12 protein-coding genes, 1 tRNA gene and 3 rRNA genes are annotated in these 19,717 nt (G+C 46.1%); 13 read left to right on the forward strand and 3 right to left on the reverse strand.

Annotated features, from left to right (window positions below; translation table 11 throughout):
• Positions 1 to 60: 60 nt before the first annotated feature.
• The 5 genes from hemE to Xish_RS09670 all read left to right on the forward strand — a co-directional run bounded on the left by hemE (position 61) and on the right by Xish_RS09670 (position 3,648).
• Positions 61 to 1,125, forward strand: coding sequence for a uroporphyrinogen decarboxylase (gene hemE / locus Xish_RS09650; RefSeq protein ID WP_099117685.1), 1,065 nt, complete (start codon positions 61 to 63; stop codon positions 1,123 to 1,125).
• Between the two features lie 4 nt (positions 1,126 to 1,129).
• Positions 1,130 to 1,807 (forward strand): deoxyribonuclease V, encoded by a 678-nt coding sequence (gene nfi / locus Xish_RS09655; RefSeq protein ID WP_099117686.1) that lies wholly within the window; start codon positions 1,130 to 1,132, stop codon positions 1,805 to 1,807.
• Between the two features lie 76 nt (positions 1,808 to 1,883).
• On the forward strand, positions 1,884 to 2,474 hold the full coding sequence (locus Xish_RS09660; protein ID WP_099117687.1) for a YjaG family protein: 591 nt from the start codon (positions 1,884 to 1,886) through the stop codon (positions 2,472 to 2,474).
• 185 nt (positions 2,475 to 2,659) lie between these two features.
• Positions 2,660 to 2,932 (forward strand): nucleoid-associated protein HU-alpha, encoded by a 273-nt coding sequence (gene hupA, locus Xish_RS09665; protein WP_010848914.1) that lies wholly within the window; start codon positions 2,660 to 2,662, stop codon positions 2,930 to 2,932.
• A gap of 41 nt (positions 2,933 to 2,973) precedes the next feature.
• Positions 2,974 to 3,648, forward strand: coding sequence for a DUF1481 domain-containing protein (locus tag Xish_RS09670; protein WP_244185974.1), 675 nt, complete (start codon positions 2,974 to 2,976; stop codon positions 3,646 to 3,648).
• A 41-nt stretch (positions 3,649 to 3,689) separates the two neighbouring features.
• Here Xish_RS09670 and purD read toward each other — a convergent pair whose 3' ends face one another.
• On the reverse strand, positions 3,690 to 4,988 hold the full coding sequence (gene purD, locus Xish_RS09675; RefSeq protein WP_099117688.1) for a phosphoribosylamine--glycine ligase: 1,299 nt from the start codon (positions 4,986 to 4,988) through the stop codon (positions 3,690 to 3,692).
• 31 nt (positions 4,989 to 5,019) lie between these two features.
• Complete coding sequence (gene purH, locus Xish_RS09680; RefSeq protein WP_099117689.1) at positions 5,020 to 6,609, reverse strand: bifunctional phosphoribosylaminoimidazolecarboxamide formyltransferase/IMP cyclohydrolase; 1,590 nt, start codon at positions 6,607 to 6,609, stop codon at positions 5,020 to 5,022.
• Between the two features lie 585 nt (positions 6,610 to 7,194).
• Here purH and Xish_RS09685 point away from each other — a divergent pair.
• The 4 genes from Xish_RS09685 to rrf all read left to right on the forward strand — a co-directional run bounded on the left by Xish_RS09685 (position 7,195) and on the right by rrf (position 12,191).
• Positions 7,195 to 8,737, forward strand: a 16S ribosomal RNA gene (locus Xish_RS09685).
• 83 nt (positions 8,738 to 8,820) lie between these two features.
• Positions 8,821 to 8,896, forward strand: a tRNA-Glu gene (locus Xish_RS09690).
• A gap of 188 nt (positions 8,897 to 9,084) precedes the next feature.
• A 23S ribosomal RNA gene (locus tag Xish_RS09695) occupies positions 9,085 to 11,994 on the forward strand.
• Between the two features lie 81 nt (positions 11,995 to 12,075).
• Positions 12,076 to 12,191: ribosomal RNA gene (gene rrf / locus Xish_RS09700) — 5S ribosomal RNA — on the forward strand.
• Together the 16S, 23S and 5S rRNA genes with 1 tRNA gene alongside form the textbook arrangement of a ribosomal RNA operon.
• A gap of 70 nt (positions 12,192 to 12,261) precedes the next feature.
• On the opposite strand, the gene Xish_RS09705 is transcribed toward rrf, so the two are convergent.
• The gene (locus Xish_RS09705) at positions 12,262 to 12,915 is read right to left on the reverse strand and encodes a GntR family transcriptional regulator (protein WP_167383249.1); all 654 of its coding nucleotides are present in this window, start codon (positions 12,913 to 12,915) and stop codon (positions 12,262 to 12,264) included.
• A gap of 401 nt (positions 12,916 to 13,316) precedes the next feature.
• Here Xish_RS09705 and Xish_RS09715 point away from each other — a divergent pair, with 401 nt between their 5' ends.
• From Xish_RS09715 to Xish_RS09730, 4 genes are all read left to right on the forward strand, one after another.
• Complete coding sequence (locus Xish_RS09715) at positions 13,317 to 14,084, forward strand: LamB/YcsF family protein (protein WP_099117692.1); 768 nt, start codon at positions 13,317 to 13,319, stop codon at positions 14,082 to 14,084.
• A gap of 43 nt (positions 14,085 to 14,127) precedes the next feature.
• Positions 14,128 to 15,729 (forward strand): 5-oxoprolinase subunit B/C family protein, encoded by a 1,602-nt coding sequence (locus Xish_RS09720; protein ID WP_099117693.1) that lies wholly within the window; start codon positions 14,128 to 14,130, stop codon positions 15,727 to 15,729.
• On the forward strand, positions 15,726 to 17,504 hold the full coding sequence (locus Xish_RS09725) for an acetyl/propionyl/methylcrotonyl-CoA carboxylase subunit alpha (RefSeq protein WP_099117694.1): 1,779 nt from the start codon (positions 15,726 to 15,728) through the stop codon (positions 17,502 to 17,504). Before Xish_RS09720 ends, Xish_RS09725 begins: the two co-directional genes overlap by 4 nt.
• A gap of 96 nt (positions 17,505 to 17,600) precedes the next feature.
• Positions 17,601 to 19,691, forward strand: a complete 2,091-nt coding sequence (locus Xish_RS09730) for a TonB-dependent receptor domain-containing protein (RefSeq protein ID WP_099117695.1) — start codon at positions 17,601 to 17,603, stop codon at positions 19,689 to 19,691.
• Positions 19,692 to 19,717 lie beyond the last annotated feature (26 nt).

The following is a 19,717-nucleotide window of genomic DNA, read 5'->3' on the forward strand; positions in this document are numbered from 1 at the left end:
TTAAACTGCGCCAGTTTTCTCATGTGTTTGTCGTGCATAAATTAATCAATGGAGCTTGTCATGAATGAGTTGAAAAACGACCGCTATCTGCGTGCCTTATTGCGTCAGCCCGTCGATATCACACCGGTATGGATGATGCGTCAGGCCGGTCGATATTTACCTGAATATAAAGCGACGCGTCAGGCTGCGGGGGATTTCATCTCGTTATGTAAAAACACTGAATTGGCTTGTGAAGTCACCCTCCAGCCCTTACGCCGCTTTCCACTAGATGCAGCTATCCTATTTTCCGATATTTTGACTATTCCTGATGCGATGGGGTTGGGGCTGTATTTCGAAACGGGGGAAGGGCCACGTTTTCATTCTCCGATTCTCAGTCATGCTGATGTAGAAAAATTGCCAGTGCCTGATCCCGAACTGGAGTTAGGCTATGTTATGGATGCAGTGCGTGCTATTCGTAAGGCATTGGCAGGGCAAGTTCCTTTGATCGGTTTTTCTGGTAGCCCGTGGACATTGGCAACTTATATGGTTGAGGGAGGAAGCAGTAAAGCTTTCACCAAGATTAAGGCCATGATGTATACGGCGCCTGCTACATTGCATATGTTGCTGGATAAATTGGCAAACAGCGTTATTCTATATCTGAATGCGCAAATAAAAGCAGGTGCTCAATCTGTCATGATTTTCGATACTTGGGGCGGGGCTTTGTCTCATCGTGATTATCTGGAATTTTCCTTGCAATATATGCATAAAATTGTTGATGGATTGATCCGCGAACATGAAGGGCGTCGAGTACCTGTTACCTTGTTCACCAAAGGGGGAGGGCAGTGGCTTGAGGCGATGGCAGCAACAGGATGTGATGCTCTTGGTTTGGACTGGACAACGAATATTGCCGATGCGCGTCGGCGCGTTGGAGATAAGGTTGCCTTGCAGGGTAATATGGACCCTTCCATGCTATATGCTCAGCCAGCACGAATTGAAGAAGAAGTTTCGACAATTTTACAAGATTTTGGTGTGGGTAGTGGGCATGTTTTCAACTTGGGGCATGGCATTCATCAGGATGTTCCGCCAGAGCATGCAGGGGCATTTGTTGAAGCAGTACATAGGCTTTCAGTAAAATACCATCAATGATTCTATGATTAATACAAAGGCATTACGTCAGGAACAAATAGAGAAATCACGGCTGGTTATCCACCATGATGCTTTTTCTACATCTCTTACGCCAAGGTTCATTGCGGGTGCTGATGTTGGGTTTGAAAAAAGCGGTATGGTGACGCGTGCCGCTATTGCGGTATTGCAATATCCCTCACTAGAATTGGTCGAATACCAAATTGCCAGAATTGATACGGTACTTCCCTATATCCCAGGTTTACTCTCATTTCGTGAATATCCTGCACTGATAGCTGCATGGAAAAAATTAAGTTTGCGGCCTGATTTGATGATGGTGGATGGTCAGGGTATTGCCCATCCTCGTCGTTTTGGTATTGCCAGCCATTTTGGGGTATTAGTGGATATTCCCACAATTGGGGTGGCAAAAAGCCGTTTGTGTGGTGAACATGCGCTGGTAGGAGAAGTTCAGGGAAACCGTCAGCCATTGATGGATCACGGTGAACAAATTGGTGTCGTATTGAGAAGTAAAAAAAGATGTAATCCGCTCTATATTTCCCTTGGGCATAGGATCAGTACTGACAGTGCTGTCTTCTGGGTTGAGCAGTGTATGAAGGGTTATAAACTGCCTGAACCCACCCGTTGGGCGGACGGGATTGCCTCAAATAGAGTGTTTTTTAGGCAAATAATACAGAAAAATCTATAATTGTGGCGGAAAAGTGTGGATATTCTTGATTTTCAGGTAAACTTCGACGCAAATTAGGCATTATGAGTAACGACCAATGTTAAGAAACCCGATCCACCTGCGGTTGGAGAAGCTCGAAAGTTGGCAACATTTGACTTTTATGGCTAGTCTATGTGAGCGGATGTATCCAAATTATCAGGCATTTTGTTGCCAAAGCGGGTTTGCAGACCCTGTACAATATCGCCGCATTATGGAGCTAGTGTGGGAAATCTTGGTCGTTAAAGATGCAAAAGTGAATTTTGATAATCAGCTGGAAAAACTGGAAACCATTATCCCATCATCAGAAGATTATGATATTTATGGTGTGTATCCAGCGATTGATGCGTGCATTGCATTGAGTGAAGTAATTCATTCTCGTCTGAGTGGCTCGACGTTAGAACATGCAATAGCCGTCAGCGAAATATCCATCCGTACTGTTGCTATGCTGGAAATGACGCAGGCCGGTAGGGAAATGACTGAGGATGAGTTAAAAGTATTACCAGCCATTGAGGAAGAATGGGACATTCAATGGGAGATTTACCGTTTGTTGGCAAATTGCGAAGAACGGGACATCGAATTAATTAAAGGATTAAAGGCTGATCTCCGTGAGATGGGGGTTAGCAATATCGGTATAAATCTGGCGCAATAACGCATAAAACGTGACTTAGTGCTTGATTTACCGTATTTAAAGACTTCACATTTGCCCTCACTCTGTTCTACATTGGGGGGCGAAAAGAAGTGGCTATCGGTGCGTGTATGCAGGGGTGCTGTCAAATCGGCATATCCGTCGCACTCGATGCTTTGCAAACGATAAACACACTGTAAGGATAATCTATGAATAAGACTGAATTAGTTGATGCAATTGCAGCAGGCGCAGACCTGACCAAAACTCAGGCTAAAGCCGCTCTGGAATCAACTTTGAATGCAATTACTGAATCTCTGAAAAATGGCGATGCAGTGCAGTTGGTAGGCTTTGGTACTTTCAAAGTTAATCACCGTGCAGAACGTACTGGTCGTAACCCACAGACTGGTAAAGAAATTAAAATCGCAGCAGCAAACGTGCCTGCTTTCTCCGCTGGTAAAGCACTGAAAGACGCAGTTAAGTAATCGAATTGCGAAAAAAGATAAGAGGGGAAAATAAACCCCTTTTGTTGATTCTACAGGGGCTGTTAGCATTAGGGGTCATCTCTTTGCTCAGCGCCTGTTCGATTCAGCCAACAACACCTCTTTTCAGTGCCAGCGGTTTTGTAACTGACAACGGTGTTATTCGTTTATGGCGTTTAAACGATCAAAGCAGTAAACCTCAGGTTATCATGAGTGTTTACAGCCCTTACCACAATAAAACCCCTCATAATAAAGATACCATAGTTACTTTCTACGAATATCGGCATGGCAGCTTGTGGCAAATCCGCCGCAATGTGTTTGATAATCCACCCATCGTAGAGACGTTACGTATCTCCCAAGATAATTCTGTCATTTTTAAGCTCCGGCAATTACAAGAACGTAATGAACCGTTGTCCGATGACGATGTGTCTCGTCTGAAATTTAATGCCAAGCAGATAGAAAAAATCAGTGACACTTTAATTGCAGATAAGGTGAAGTTGTTACAAGGGCATTGGCAGAATGGACAAGTTACCACGTGTTCAGGAAAGCAATTATTCATTGAATTTGAGCCTCACGCGCAGAGATGGCTTGAAGAAAGGCAAAGCAATAGCTCCGGTTTACTGACTATTGCATGGTTGGATTCGTCTGAAGGGAAAAAGTTATTGTTGGTCGCCAATGATAATTTTTGTCGTTGGGAACCGACGAAAGATAAGCTGTAATTCTGTCACTTCCGTCGGTGGAGGTTGGGTTATTTTCTGGTCTACTTCAAGCGTGCAATAGCTCGGTAGCCAATATCTTTACGGTAAAAGCACCCTTCCCAGTGAATTTGTCCGGCTTTCAGATAAGCTTTTTTCTGGGCGTCGGCAATATCGTGACCTAAGGCAGTCACACATAAGACACGTCCTCCTGCGGTGATAATATTCTCATCCTTAAGTGCTGTCCCGGCATGGAAGACTTTCTCATCGACGTCAGATTCATTAGCATCTGATTCCTTCTCTAACCCGCTAATAACGTCACCTTTGGCATAGTTAGCCGGATAACCCCCCGCCGCCAGCACGACGCCTAAGGCGGGACGATCATCCCATTCAGAGGTTTTTTCACTTAGCTGGCCTTTGGCTCCGGCAAGACATAGTTCGACCAAATCAGAACGTAGACGCATCATGATAGGTTGGGTTTCGGGATCACCAAATCGACAGTTAAATTCGATCACTTTCGGTTCACCCTGTTTATCAATCATCAATCCCGCATAAAGGAAACCAACATAGGTATGACCTTCAGCCGCCATTCCTGCCACGGTAGGATAGATGATTTTTTCCATCACGCGTTGGTGGATCTCATCCGTGACTACCGGCGCGGGTGAATAAGCCCCCATTCCTCCGGTATTCGGCCCTGCATCTCCATCCCCTACGCGCTTGTGATCTTGACTGGTTGCCATAGGGACCACGTTTTTGCCATCTACCATGACAATAAAGCTGGCTTCTTCTCCAGCCAGAAATTCTTCAATGACAATACGGTGGCCTGCATCGCCAAAAGCATTACCCGCCAGCATGTCTTTGATGGCGTTTTGTGCTTCTTTCATGGTTGTGGCAACTACCACACCCTTACCGGCAGCCAAACCATCTGCTTTGATAACGATAGGAGCGCCTACTTTTTTTAAGTAAGCCAGTGCAGGTTCAATTTCTGTGAAATTTTGGTAGGCCGCTGTAGGTATGTGATGACGTGCGAGGAAATCCTTGGTGAAAGCTTTGGAGCCTTCCAATTGAGCTGCAGCCTTTGTTGGACCGAAAATGGTCAGTCCCACCTGCCGGAAAGCATCAACCACACCGATAACCAATGGCGCTTCAGGCCCAACAATGGTCAGGCCAATATCATGATCTTGGGCAAATGCCAGCAATCCTTCAATATCTGTTGCGGCAATGTCCACATTTTCTAAATTAGCTTCCAATGCGGTACCCGCATTACCTGGTGCGACGTAAACCTTGCTTGCCAGAGGTGATTGTGCTGCTTTCCAGGCTAATGCATGTTCTCTTCCGCCATTGCCAATAACCAATATGTTCATCTGAGCCTCCTATTTAATAAGACATAAGCTATTAATGGCGAAAATGGCGCATGCCAGTGAAAATCATAGCGATACCGTGTTCATCGGCAGCGGCAATGACTTCATCATCACGAATAGAGCCACCAGGTTGGATGATACAGCTCACACCCACAGCGGCCGCAGCATCAATACCATCACGGAATGGGAAAAATGCATCTGAAGCCATAGCGCAACCCTGAACTTCCAATCCCTCATCTGCTGCCTTAATACCGGCAATTTTGGCAGAATAAACACGGCTCATCTGTCCGGCGCCAATACCAATTGTCATATTATCTTTGGCATAAACAATCGCATTGGATTTGACAAACTTAGCGACTTTCCAGCAGAACAGGGCATCTTGCATCTCTTGCTTCGTTGGCTGACGTTTGGATACAACAACCAGGTCATCTTTCGTCACCATACCTAAATCGCGATCTTGTACCAGCAAACCGCCGTTGACGCGTTTGAAATCCAGGCCGGCAACAGGCGAATGCCATTTTCCGCACGCTAAGACGCGGACATTTTGTTTTGTTGCCAGAATTGGCAGTGCCGCTTCATTAATAGAAGGCGCAATAATGACTTCAACAAATTGACGTTTAATAATGGCCTGAGCGGTGTTGGCATCGAGTTCACGGTTAAAGGCAATAATGCCACCGAATGCGGAAGTTGGATCGGTCTTAAAAGCGCGGTCATAAGCGGCATGGATATCACTATCAATCGCAACACCACAAGGGTTAGCGTGTTTGACAATGACACAGGCAGGTTCAGAGAAGCTTTTTACACATTCCAATGCGGCATCGGTATCCGCAATATTGTTATAAGAGAGTGCCTTACCTTGTAACTGGGTTGCCGTCGCAATCGAAGCTTCTGCGATTTGCTCTTCTATATAGAAAGCTGCGTCTTGATGGCTGTTTTCTCCATAACGCATATCTTGCTTTTTAATGAAATTCAGATTCAGTGTGCGTGGGAAATGTCCTGATGGCTGGTCGGCTTCGCCATAATAGGGTGGAACCAATTTGCCAAAGTAATTGGCAATCATACTGTCATACGCGGCGGTATGTTCAAATGCCTTGATAGCTAAATTAAAGCGAGTGGCGTGTGCCAGTGAATTTTGGTTGTTATCCATCTCCTCAATAATTTTGTCATAATCTTGGCTATTGACAACAATCGCCACATCTTTGTGGTTTTTAGCAGCGGAGCGAACCATCGTTGGGCCGCCAATATCGATATTCTCTACGGCATCTTCCAGAGAACAATCCGGTTTTGCTACGGTTTGAGCAAAGGGATAAAGATTAACGACCACCATATCAATCTGTGAAATCTGGTGTTGTGCCATGACTTCATCATCCTGTCCACGTCGACCCAAGATGCCGCCATGAATTTTAGGGTGAAGTGTTTTGACACGTCCATCCATCATTTCAGGGAAGCCTGTATAGTCAGAAACTTCGGTGACATTCAATCCTGCTTCGGCCAGTAGACGAGCAGTGCCTCCCGTTGAAAGCAGTTCGATACCGCGATTGGATAAAGCCTTAGCAAATTCAATAATCCCCGCTTTGTCAGAAACACTCAGCAGGGCACGACGGATTGGACGAAGCTGTTGCATTGGTGTGATCCCTTGAATTTCATAAAACAAGAATGTGTTATTGGGAAAAATCCACTGATTGATAGAAAAAAGGGTTTCTGCAATAACATTTCAAAACAATTTGAAAAAAACACTTGGTGATTTTTCCTGCGCAAATTGTAACGAAAACGTTTGCGCGATGCTCGATAAATTTTATCAAAATATCTCTTTGTGGATAAATCTATGTGTATATGGGTATAAGATGGTGTTTTGCTGTGTAATTAATCAAACGAAAATTTTTTTCAAAAAAACTATTGCCAGCCCCAGAAAACTCCCTATAATGCGCCACCACTGACCGGCGATGTGCTGAAACAAGCCACGACGGCCGCAGAGAAAAGCGAAAATAATCGCTTGACTCTGGAGGCGAAAAGCGTAAGATACGCAGCCTCGCAACCCGGCAGAAACAGCCGGTTGCCAATGCTCTTTAACAAATTAATCAGACAATCTGTGTGGGCACTCGCAAGACACTATCCCAGCCGAAAGGCAAAAAAAGATTAAAGTCTTGAAGAGTGACTGACAGTTAATTCATTACGAACTAACAGTAAGATTCTTTGAGCATCAAACTTTTAATTGAAGAGTTTGATCATGGCTCAGATTGAACGCTGGCGGCAGGCCTAACACATGCAAGTCGAGCGGCAGCGGGGGAAAGCTTGCTTTCCTGCCGGCGAGCGGCGGACGGGTGAGTAATGTCTGGGGATCTGCCCGATGGAGGGGGATAACCACTGGAAACGGTGGCTAATACCGCATAACCTCTTTGGAGCAAAGTGGGGGACCTTCGGGCCTCACGCCATCGGATGAACCCAGATGGGATTAGCTAGTAGGTGGGGTAAAGGCTCACCTAGGCGACGATCCCTAGCTGGTCTGAGAGGATGACCAGCCACACTGGGACTGAGACACGGCCCAGACTCCTACGGGAGGCAGCAGTGGGGAATATTGCACAATGGGCGCAAGCCTGATGCAGCCATGCCGCGTGTATGAAGAAGGCCTTCGGGTTGTAAAGTACTTTCAGCGGGGAGGAAGGCGCAAGGTTGAATACACTTTGCGATTGACGTTACCCGCAGAAGAAGCACCGGCTAACTCCGTGCCAGCAGCCGCGGTAATACGGAGGGTGCAAGCGTTAATCGGAATTACTGGGCGTAAAGCGCACGCAGGCGGTCAATTAAGTTAGATGTGAAATCCCCGGGCTTAACCTGGGAATGGCATCTAAGACTGGTTGGCTAGAGTCTCGTAGAGGGGGGTAGAATTCCACGTGTAGCGGTGAAATGCGTAGAGATGTGGAGGAATACCGGTGGCGAAGGCGGCCCCCTGGACGAAGACTGACGCTCAGGTGCGAAAGCGTGGGGAGCAAACAGGATTAGATACCCTGGTAGTCCACGCTGTAAACGATGTCGATTTGGAGGTTGTGGCCTTGAGCTGTGGCTTCCGGAGCTAACGCGTTAAATCGACCGCCTGGGGAGTACGGTCGCAAGATTAAAACTCAAATGAATTGACGGGGGCCCGCACAAGCGGTGGAGCATGTGGTTTAATTCGATGCAACGCGAAGAACCTTACCTACTCTTGACATCCACGGAATTCTGCAGAGATGCGGAAGTGCCTTCGGGAACCGTGAGACAGGTGCTGCATGGCTGTCGTCAGCTCGTGTTGTGAAATGTTGGGTTAAGTCCCGCAACGAGCGCAACCCTTATCCTTTGTTGCCAGCACGTTATGGTGGGAACTCAAGGGAGACTGCCGGTGATAAACCGGAGGAAGGTGGGGATGACGTCAAGTCATCATGGCCCTTACGAGTAGGGCTACACACGTGCTACAATGGCGGATACAAAGAGAAGCGACCTCGCGAGAGCAAGCGGACCTCATAAAGTCTGTCGTAGTCCGGATTGGAGTCTGCAACTCGACTCCATGAAGTCGGAATCGCTAGTAATCGTAGATCAGAATGCTACGGTGAATACGTTCCCGGGCCTTGTACACACCGCCCGTCACACCATGGGAGTGGGTTGCAAAAGAAGTCGGTAGCTTAACCTTTTGGAGGGCGCTGACCACTTTGTGATTCATGACTGGGGTGAAGTCGTAACAAGGTAACCGTAGGGGAACCTGCGGTTGGATCACCTCCTTAACCAACGATGGTGAAATGTGAGTGTTCACACAGATTGTCTGATGAAATGCAGTATGAGCAAGCGTCTGCGAAGAAGACTTGAAGTCCCCTTCGTCTAGAGGCCTAGGACACCGCCCTTTCACGGCGGTAACAGGGGTTCGAATCCCCTAGGGGACGCCACTTTGCTCCGGTATCGGGTGAAAGACGGTGCCTAAAATGATTGCTAAGCGGGCTGGTGAGCCGGTTTAGCAATCATTGCTCTTTAACAATCTGGAACAAGCTGAAAATTTGAAACAATCAATGTTGTTAAACGATAACATTGATGAGTCTCTCAAAAACTCCAGTCCGAAGACACCTTCGGGTTGTGAGGTTAAGCGACTAAGCGTACACGGTGGATGCCTAGGCAGTCAGAGGCGATGAAGGACGTGCTAATCTGCGAAAAGCGCCGGTGAGCTGATATGAAGCGCTATCAGCCGGCGATGTCCGAATGGGGAAACCCAGTGCAATCCGTTGCACTATCCTTGCCTGAATTCATAGGGTAAGGAGGCGAACCGGGGGAACTGAAACATCTCAGTACCCCGAGGAAAAGAAATCAACCGAGATTCCCCCAGTAGCGGCGAGCGAACGGGGAGGAGCCCAGAGCCATCAGCGATAGGCGTGTCAGGAGAACGGTCTGGAAAGGCCGGCAGTAAAGGGTGAAAGCCCCGTATCCGAAGACATGCCTATTGTGAGCTCAACGAGTAGGGCGGGACACGTGGTATCCTGTCTGAACATGGGGGGACCATCCTCCAAGGCTAAATACTCCTGACTGACCGATAGTGAACCAGTACCGTGAGGGAAAGGCGAAAAGAACCCCGGCGAGGGGAGTGAAAGAGAACCTGAAACCGTGTACGTACAAGCAGTGGGAGCCTTGATTTATCAGGGTGACTGCGTACCTTTTGTATAATGGGTCAGCGACTTATATTCTGTAGCAAGGTTAACCGAATAGGGGAGCCGCAGGGAAACCGAGTCTTAACTGGGCGTTAAGTTGCAGGGTATAGACCCGAAACCCGGTGATCTAGCCATGGGCAGGTTGAAGGTTGGGTAACACTAACTGGAGGACCGAACCGACTAATGTTGAAAAATTAGCGGATGACTTGTGGCTGGGGGTGAAAGGCCAATCAAACCGGGAGATAGCTGGTTCTCCCCGAAAGCTATTTAGGTAGCGCCTCGTGAATTCATCTTCGGGGGTAGAGCACTGTTTCGGCTAGGGGGTCATCCCGACTTACCAACCCGATGCAAACTGCGAATACCGAAGAATGTTATCACGGGAGACACACGGCGGGTGCTAACGTCCGTCGTGAAGAGGGAAACAACCCAGACCGCCAGCTAAGGTCCCAAAGTCATGGTTAAGTGGGAAACGAAGTGGGAAGGCTCAGACAGCCAGGATGTTGGCTTAGAAGCAGCCATCATTTAAAGAAAGCGTAATAGCTCACTGGTCGAGTCGGCCTGCGCGGAAGATGTAACGGGGCTAAACCATGCACCGAAGCTGCGGCAGCGACATTTAGGTGTTGTTGGGTAGGGGAGCGTTCTGTAAGCCGGAGAAGGTGAACTGTGAGGTTTGCTGGAGGTATCAGAAGTGCGAATGCTGACATAAGTAACGATAAAGCGGGTGAAAAACCCGCTCGCCGGAAGACCAAGGGTTCCTGTCCAACGTTAATCGGGGCAGGGTGAGTCGACCCCTAAGGCGAGGCCGAAAGGCGTAGTCGATGGGAAACGGGTTAATATTCCCGTACTCGGTGTGGCTGCGAAGGGGGGACGGAGAAGGCTATGTCATCCGGGCGACGGTCGTCCCGGTTTAAGCGTGTAGGCTGGCATCCCAGGGAAATCCGGGGTGCTTTAAGGCTGAGGCGTGATGACGAGGCACTATGGTGCTGAAGTGACAGATGCCCTGCTTCCAGGAAAAGCCTCTAAGCATCAGGTCACATTGAATCGTACCCCAAACCGACACAGGTGGTCAGGTAGAGAATACTCAGGCGCTTGAGAGAACTCGGGTGAAGGAACTAGGCAAAATGGTGCCGTAACTTCGGGAGAAGGCACGCTGGCGTTAGGTGAAGGGACATGCGCCCGGAGCCGAGGCCAGTCGCAGATACCAGCTGGCTGCAACTGTTTAATAAAAACACAGCACTGTGCAAACACGAAAGTGGACGTATACGGTGTGACGCCTGCCCGGTGCTGGAAGGTTAATTGATGGGGTTAGCCGCAAGGCGAAGCTCTTGATCGAAGCCCCAGTAAACGGCGGCCGTAACTATAACGGTCCTAAGGTAGCGAAATTCCTTGTCGGGTAAGTTCCGACCTGCACGAATGGCGTAATGATGGCCAGGCTGTCTCCACCCGAGACTCAGTGAAATTGAACTCGCTGTGAAGATGCAGTGTACCCGCGGCAAGACGGAAAGACCCCGTGAACCTTTACTATAGCTTGACACTGAACCTTGAGCCTTGATGTGTAGGATAGGTGGGAGGCTGTGAAGTGTGGACGCCAGTCTGCACGGAGCCATCCTTGAAATACCACCCTTGAATGTTTGATGTTCTAACGTAGGCCCGTGAACCGGGTTGCGGACAGTGTCTGGTGGGTAGTTTGACTGGGGCGGTCTCCTCCCAAAGCGTAACGGAGGAGCACGAAGGTTAGCTAATCACGGTCGGACATCGTGAGGTTAGTGCAAAGGCATAAGCTAGCTTGACTGCGAGAGTGACGGCTCGAGCAGGTACGAAAGTAGGTCTTAGTGATCCGGTGGTTCTGAATGGAAGGGCCATCGCTCAACGGATAAAAGGTACTCCGGGGATAACAGGCTGATACCGCCCAAGAGTTCATATCGACGGCGGTGTTTGGCACCTCGATGTCGGCTCATCACATCCTGGGGCTGAAGTAGGTCCCAAGGGTATGGCTGTTCGCCATTTAAAGTGGTACGCGAGCTGGGTTTAGAACGTCGTGAGACAGTTCGGTCCCTATCTGCCGTGGGCGTTGGAAGATTGCAAGGGGCTGCTCCTAGTACGAGAGGACCGGAGTGGACGCACCACTGGTGTTCGGGTTGTCATGCCAATGGCACTGCCCGGTAGCTAAGTGCGGAAGAGATAACCGCTGAAAGCATCTAAGCGGGAAACTTGCCTTAAGATGAGTCTTCCCTTGTCCCTTGAGGACACTGAAGGAACGTTCGAGACGAGGACGTAGATAGGCTGGGTGTGTAAGCGTTGCGAGACGTTGAGCTAACCAGTACTAATGAACCGTGCGGCTTAACCTGACAACACCGAAGGTGTTTTGGGCATGAGAGAAGACAGTTTCAGAGAAAAAACAGCTTGTTCGGGATTGAAAACAGGATTTGTCTGGCGGCAAGAGCGCGGTGGTCCCACCTGACCCCATGCCGAACTCAGCAGTGAAACGCCGTAGCGCCGATGGTAGTGTGGGGTCTCCCCATGCGAGAGTAGGGAACTGCCAGACATTCAATCAGTCAGAGAAGCCATCCGTCACCGGATGGCTTTTTTGCGTTTGGTTATTTTATAATTTTTGGTTATTTCCTGCGCGCATAAGCAGCCAATATTGCCCTTTCTGATAATTCTAGGTAATTTTTCATTGTCTTAGCTGCTTGTTCATTTTTTCCTGAATTGAGTAGTTCCAGAATATGCGCGTTTTTATCGATATAAGGCACATACAAAAGCTCAGGATCATTTAAAATACCAAAAGCCAGACGAAGTTCTGCGGAGATATTGTGATAGAAAGCGATCAATCTATCACTATCAGTTAATTCTACGATCGCGGCATGAAAGTGCATATTTTCTGTTCCGGCACCAACCCAATCTTGTTGTTTTCGACATTGTTGAGCGGCTTCAACGGCTTGTTTCATTTTGGCAACACTGGGGTGCATTGGATAAGCCTGAGCAAGTGCCTGACATTCAATTAACTGCCGAACTCGATAGATATCAATAATGGACGCAATATCGGGAGTTGCGACAAACACACCACGATGAGGTTCATGTTTCAGCAGTCCTTCTTGCGTGAGAAGGCGGAACACTTCACGTAATGTATTTCGCGAAATTGTAAGCTGTTCACTTAATGCAGCTTCTGATAGTCGTTGTCCAGGTAATAACTCCCCAGCAACCAATTTATTTCTGATGGTTTCAGCGATTCTTTTGCTCAAAATTTGGGGAGAATGGTTTTTTTTCATAGTCATCAGTTAAGTTTAATGGCTTACAAGATAATAAACACCTTCAAAGCGTATACGAAAGCGAATCTTCACATATCCTCTGATAACCAGCAAGCTACAGCCATTGAACCAAAACAGGACAATATTATTGTGCCTATTGCACCTAAATTGTGCGTTTTGGCGATAAAGTCGACAAAAAATGTTAAAAAAGTGATCCATATTGGATTTTGAAGATCGATAATATAATTTTATTTGCTTATTTCCTCAGCAAATCTTATTTATTGTTCAACAATAAATTCATTTTAATCAAACAATTTTTCTTATTTAGTTCTACAACAGGATGTTATTTAGAAAACGATAAATACAATGATGTCGGAAATGGTGGAATTTTGCGTTTTTGAAGTCAGCCTAAGGAAATCATCATGATAAAAACGATCGATTTAAATAGTGATCTCGGTGAAAGTTTTGGTCAATGGCGCATGGGAAACGATGAAAAAATATTGGGTATCGTCAGTAGTGCTAACGTTGCCTGTGGTTTTCATGCGGGTGATCCGGTTGGAATTCTGCAAACATTGAAATCTGCGCAGAAAAATGATGTAGCGATAGGTGCCCATGTTTCTTATCCTGATTTAGTTGGCTTTGGGCGGCGTAAAATGGATATAGCCAGCCATGAACTGACTGCTGATGTTATTTACCAAATTGGAGCCTTACAAGGATTAGCTGCGGCCGCAGGTACCAAGGTGAGTTATGTCAAACCTCATGGCGCACTTTATAACACGATCGCGAATGACGAATATCAGGCAATTGCTGTTATTGAAGGTATTCTGGCGATAGATCCTAACCTTGCATTGGTTGGTTTGGCGGGATCAAACATTCTCAAATTAGCTCAGGAAAGAGGGGTGAGAACCATAGCGGAAGCGTTTGCTGATCGTGCTTATACCTCACAAGGTGAATTAGTTTCCCGTCGTGAAACGGGTTCTGTTTTTCATGATGCGGATCTCGTTGCTCAACGCATGTTGCAATTGGTGACAGAAGGAGGCGTTGAATCAATTGATGGTAAATTTATCTTGATTCAGGCGGATTCAATTTGTGTGCATGGTGACACTCCTGGTGCGGTAGAGATGGCAAAACAGGTAAAAACAGTTTTGCAGCAGGCGGGAATTACCATTCAGCCGTTTATTCATTCATAAGTATGGATCACATTGATATGGTTGGTTATTTTTGGAGATAGCCTTGCGTTTTTTACCTGTTAATAGCAACACCATCATGGTTGAATTGAGCGGATTGGCAGAAACGCTAGCTCTGCTTGATTCACTGAATATGTCACCAATTTGGGGAATCGAAGAAATTATTCCGGCGGCGAGAACGCTGATGGTTCGTTTTTGGCCGACAAAAATCTCAAGCCAACAATTGGCGGCAGAAATCGGTAGGCGAGATTTGCAGGAACGCAGTCTTGCAACGGGAAAAAGAATAGAAATTCCTGTGCATTACAATGGTGACGATCTTGCGCTGGTTGCAGAAATATTGGGATGTACAGTTCAGGAAGTTATTCAGCAACATACCGAAAATGAATATACCGTAGCTTTCACTGGATTTGCCCCTGGATTTGCCTATATGGTATCGAATACCTCGCAATGGAATATACCTCGTCGAACAACACCCAGAACGCGTATTCCGGCGGGGGCTGTTGCATTAGCAGGGGAATTCAGTAGCATTTATCCGCAGATGAGTCCCGGAGGATGGCAGATTATCGGTCTTACGACTGAACGTATGTGGGATCTTTCCCGATCATCTCCCGCCTTATTGCAACCAGGTTACCGTGTTAATTTTCGAGATGCTGGGCACCGCTCCGCCACAATCAGTTTACCTGAAACCTCTGGTAGTCATATCGCAGTACCTGTTTCAGTCACTTCTTGTCATCTAGAAATTTTGTCTGTGGGATTACAAACCTTATTTCAAGATTTGGGGCGTGTTGGTCAGGCAAAATTGGGGATCTCAGAATCTGGGGCAATGGATAAAAGTGCCTTGCGTAGTGCAAACCGCATTGTTGGTAATTCCTCTGATCGGGCTTGTCTGGAAATCGTGCAGGGCGGATTTAAGGCGATTGCGCATGGGCAGATGCTGATTGCAATGACAGGAGCGCCATGCCCAATAGAAATCACAACGTCGTCGGGTGAAATATTCCGTGTGAATGCTTACCAACCGATCGATCTCAATGATGGTGACGAAATTTCATTAGGTACTCCTGTCGCGGGTATGCGTTCTTATTTATCGGCACGTGGAGGTTTCACTATCCCTGCCATCTTATCCAGCCATTCATTTGATACACTCTCCAATATCGGGCCTGCTCCGTTAAAAATAAACGATAAATTATCCGTTGGTAAAACCTCTCACTGCGCAGCGCTATCTGTCTCCGAAACTCCGGCTTTTGACATGCCAAATAAAGAGGAAATCGTGGTATTGGATATCTTACTCGGCCCTCGTACAGACTGGTTTACGCAAGAATCCATCGACTTATTGAGCAAACAAATTTGGCAGGTAACTCCTCAATCCAATCGAATTGGTCTGAGGCTAAATGGTGAGTGTTCACTATCGCGTGTTAAGCGACAAGAATTACCTAGCGAAGGAACATGTGCAGGCGCGATACAAATTCCTGCCAGTGGACAGCCGGTACTCTTTTTAGCTGACCATCCATTGACCGGAGGATATCCGGTTATCGCTTCAGTCGCCGATTATCATCTCGATCTTGCTGGTCAGATCCCGATTAATGCCAAAATTCGGTTCAACCCCATCAGCCAATTCCATGAAATTCAAGGGAGTAATGATTTGCCATGAACACCACTGTGAACAATGTAAATAACAATATTAATAAGAAAGTGCTGATTGCCAACCGTGGAGAGATTGCTGTTCGGATCATTCGAGCTTGCCGTGATTATGGGGTTCAGACGGTCGCTGTCTATGCGGATGTCGATATCAACGCACAACACGTTCAACTGGCTGATGAGGCTTATGCTTTGGGAGGTAATAGCCCTACAGAAACTTATCTCAATATCCCTCGTTTGCTGGATGTCGCAAAGCGATCTGGAGCGACGATGGTGCATCCAGGTTACGGTTTTTTGTCTGAGCGAGCGGAATTTGCTCAGGCCGTGATTGATGCTGGCCTAACTTGGATTGGTCCTAACCCTGAAACTATTGATGAGCTGGGAGATAAGGTTAAGGCGCGCAAAATAGCCCAGAAAGTGGGAGCACCGTTGGTTGTTGGGACATCCGAACCCGTCAGAAACGCACAGGAAGTTGTTGCTTTTGCGGAACTGCATGGCTTGCCGATTGCTATCAAAGCGGCTTTTGGCGGTGGTGGCCGAGGCTTAAAAGTGGCCTGGCGCATGGATGAAGTGGCAGAACTTTACCATTCCGCGGTACGTGAGGCGACAGCGGCATTTGGTCGTGGCGAATGTTTTATTGAGCAATTTTTGGATAAACCGCGTCACATTGAGGCTCAAGTGATTGCGGATAAACAGGGTAATGTTGTGGTACTTGGCACCCGTGACTGCTCTTTACAGCGTCGTAACCAAAAGTTAGTGGAAGAAGCGCCTGCACCATTTTTAACACAGGAACAAAGGGAACAAATTCATCAGTCAGCAAAAGCCATTTGCGCAGAAGCTAATTATGCTGGCGCTGGAACAGTAGAATTTTTGCTGAGCGCAGATGGCACACTTTCTTTCTTGGAAGTAAATACTCGCTTACAAGTGGAACACCCAGTGACAGAAGAGACAACGGGCATTGATCTGGTTATCGAACAGTTGCGAATAGCGGAAGGTTATCCATTAAGCATTCAGGAAACGCCTATCCCAAGAGGACATTCGTTTGAATTTCGCATTAATGCGGAAGATGCGGCTAAAGGTTTCCTGCCAACATCTGGCACAATCACTGAATTTATCCCACCTTCTGGCCCAGGTGTTCGCTTGGATTCTGGTGTAATTAATAGCTCCACAATTCCGGCAACCTTTGACTCACTAATGGCAAAATTAATTGTCACAGGGGCGACCAGAGAACAGGCCATTGTTCGGGCACGTCGGGCATTGAAAGAGTTTAAAATCAGTGGAGTAGCCTCCGTTTTACCTTTCCATCAAGCAGTAATGGCTCATCCTGATTTTATTTCTGGTGATAAATTTAATGTCCATACCCGCTGGATTGAAACAGATTTTGTGAATGAACTAGAAGCTTCTCTACGCCAGCTTCCATTTGAAGATAAAAATATTACCCGCACTTTTATTGAGATCGATAGACGCAGGCATGAATTGGGATTGCCACCGGATCTATTGGCAGGATTGACGCATTTAACCCCTGTGGGTGAACAGCAATTTTCGCTGTCTGTCATAAATGAAAAATTGCCAGAAGATCCCCGTCAGGTAAAAGCCCCTATTTCCGGTATGCTGCATTGTTGGATGGTAAAAGAAGGTGAGCAGGTCAGTGAAGGCGATGTGATTGCAGTGATGGAAGCCATGAAAATGGAGGTACAAATCAATGCTCATCGTGCAGGAAAAATCACATTTTGTGCGAAAGCAGGGGACTATCAGGATGCGGAGAGTGTTCTGGCTAACATCGATTAGTCATAAATGTACCCTTACTTGTCTTTAAAGTTATTTACATTTGGAATGGAAATGTAAATAATAACTCTTCTCAATAGTATTTTTGCTTGAAAATAAATGTCTAAAATTACCAAAATTTACGCTAGCCTGGCGAAAAGTGGCCTGTGTGTTCCTTTAATGTCCGCATCTATGCTGACAGTTGCTATCTCTACCAACGCATTCGCAAATGTTGAAAGCTCGACTAAAAAATCGGCTAACACCAGCGATACACTGGTTGTTATTGCGGATAACAATGCTCATGAAGCATCAGAAGATAGAAAAGTCAGTCGTAATGAAATCAGGGTTAAACAAGCACAAAGTGTCGGTGAGATCTTAAAGAATGTACCGGGTGTACAAGCTGGTCACCCTAGCGCTTTAGGGCAACGCTTTAAAATCCGTGGCATGGATGATCAATTCATCAACGTGACGATTGATGGTGCAAGGCAAGAAGGATATCACTTCCACCATTCAGGAAATTACGGCATCGATCCTGAAATGTTAAAGCAGGTTGATATCAAGGTTGGTAGTAACAGTATTACCTACGACACGGGTGCTATTGGTGGTGCATTAAAATTTGAGACTGTTGATGCCGGTGATCTGTTAGAGCCAGGACAACTCTTTGGCGCTAAAGGAAAATTAAACTACTCCAGCAATGGTTCTGAATTCCAACAATCCTTAGCGACCTATGGTAGATTGGGTGCTGCTGATTTATTAGGTTATTTTACCCATCGCAATATGCATGACTCCAAGTCAGGCAGAGATAGCGCAGGGAGAGATTCAATCCCGACAGATGGACGGTTATTTAATTACTTATTAAAAGCAAAATTCAATCTGACAGATGAGCAGTATATTAATGTATCAAAAGAACATTATAAAAATGATGCAGTAACTAATTTTAGATTGAATTTTGGTCAGGGTGTAAATAAAGGGAATAAAGCGAAGTACGCTATTGATCGTGATACCCACAGTATCCTTTATGGATATGCGCCAGTTGATAATGACCTGATTGATTTAAAACTATCCGCTTATCATACTAAACAAACTTCTACCCATATGAAGCCTGTAAGCGGTAAAGGTCAAGGATTCAATAGTATTGTTGAAACCCAAGGTATTAAGGTTCGTAATACTTCTAGTTTTGATACCCAGAAGTTAGCCCACTCTTTAACCTATGGATATGAATATTTTGATACCAGAATGAGATACACGGATGTCGATGAAAATGCTTATAAAAAAGAAATCGAAAAAGCAAACTCATCATCTATTTATTTAGAGGATGATATCCAGCTTGCCGATTTCCATGTTATACCGGGCATCAGATGGGATCACTATAAATACCAAACGATTGATAAACAGCGTGAATCGTTTGAGAGAACTTATGCTCGCTTCTCAAAAGCACTTGGCTTAAAATACGAGCTTGGGGCATCCACAACATTATTTGCCAATTATACCGAACTCTTTAGAGGTCCATTGGGCAAAGAGCTGATGGGATTATCCAACCATAGCAATAACCTGAAAGCCACAACCGGTTACAATCTGGAAACAGGATTGGCAGGTTCTTATCCGAATATTTTTGCTGACAAAGACTCGTTGATCGTATCAGGTAAAGTATTCCAAACAAACTTTAAAAACCTGTCTACAACTTTAGCCAAGAATGAATTACATAATATCCCGAAAGCCAGACTGCAAGGGTTTGAGTTAGCGACTGGCTATAAATTGGATAATTTATCTTTAAAAGCCACTTATGCCAAAGTCAATAACAAGATTATTGAAGGTAATGAGTTGCTTGATAAATCCTTTACCAAAGGGTTAGAGTTTGAACCGTCAGTAGGTGATTCTATCACTGTAGGTGGTAGTTATCTGTTTGATAAAACAGATATTGAACTAGGTTGGAATACCCGCTTTGTTCTGTCAAAGAACTCAAAGGGTAAAGACACAAATGATAAGAAAGAAGCCATTATTGTTGATATACATAAACAGGGATATGGCGTAAGTAATATGTATATTTCCTGGGCGCCAAAAACCGGAGCATTTAAAAATACCGAACTCCAGTTTGGCATTGATAATGTCTTCGACAAACGTCACAACGAACACTCTTATTATTTGAAGAGTTACCAAGGACAAGAAGAAAAAGGCCGCACATATAAAGCGACAATTTCTTATAAGTTCTAATAGAAATGTCTTAAATACCTTTCGTA

This window comes from Xenorhabdus ishibashii (assembly GCF_002632755.1).
In the GTDB taxonomy this organism is placed as follows: domain Bacteria; phylum Pseudomonadota; class Gammaproteobacteria; order Enterobacterales; family Enterobacteriaceae; genus Xenorhabdus; species Xenorhabdus ishibashii.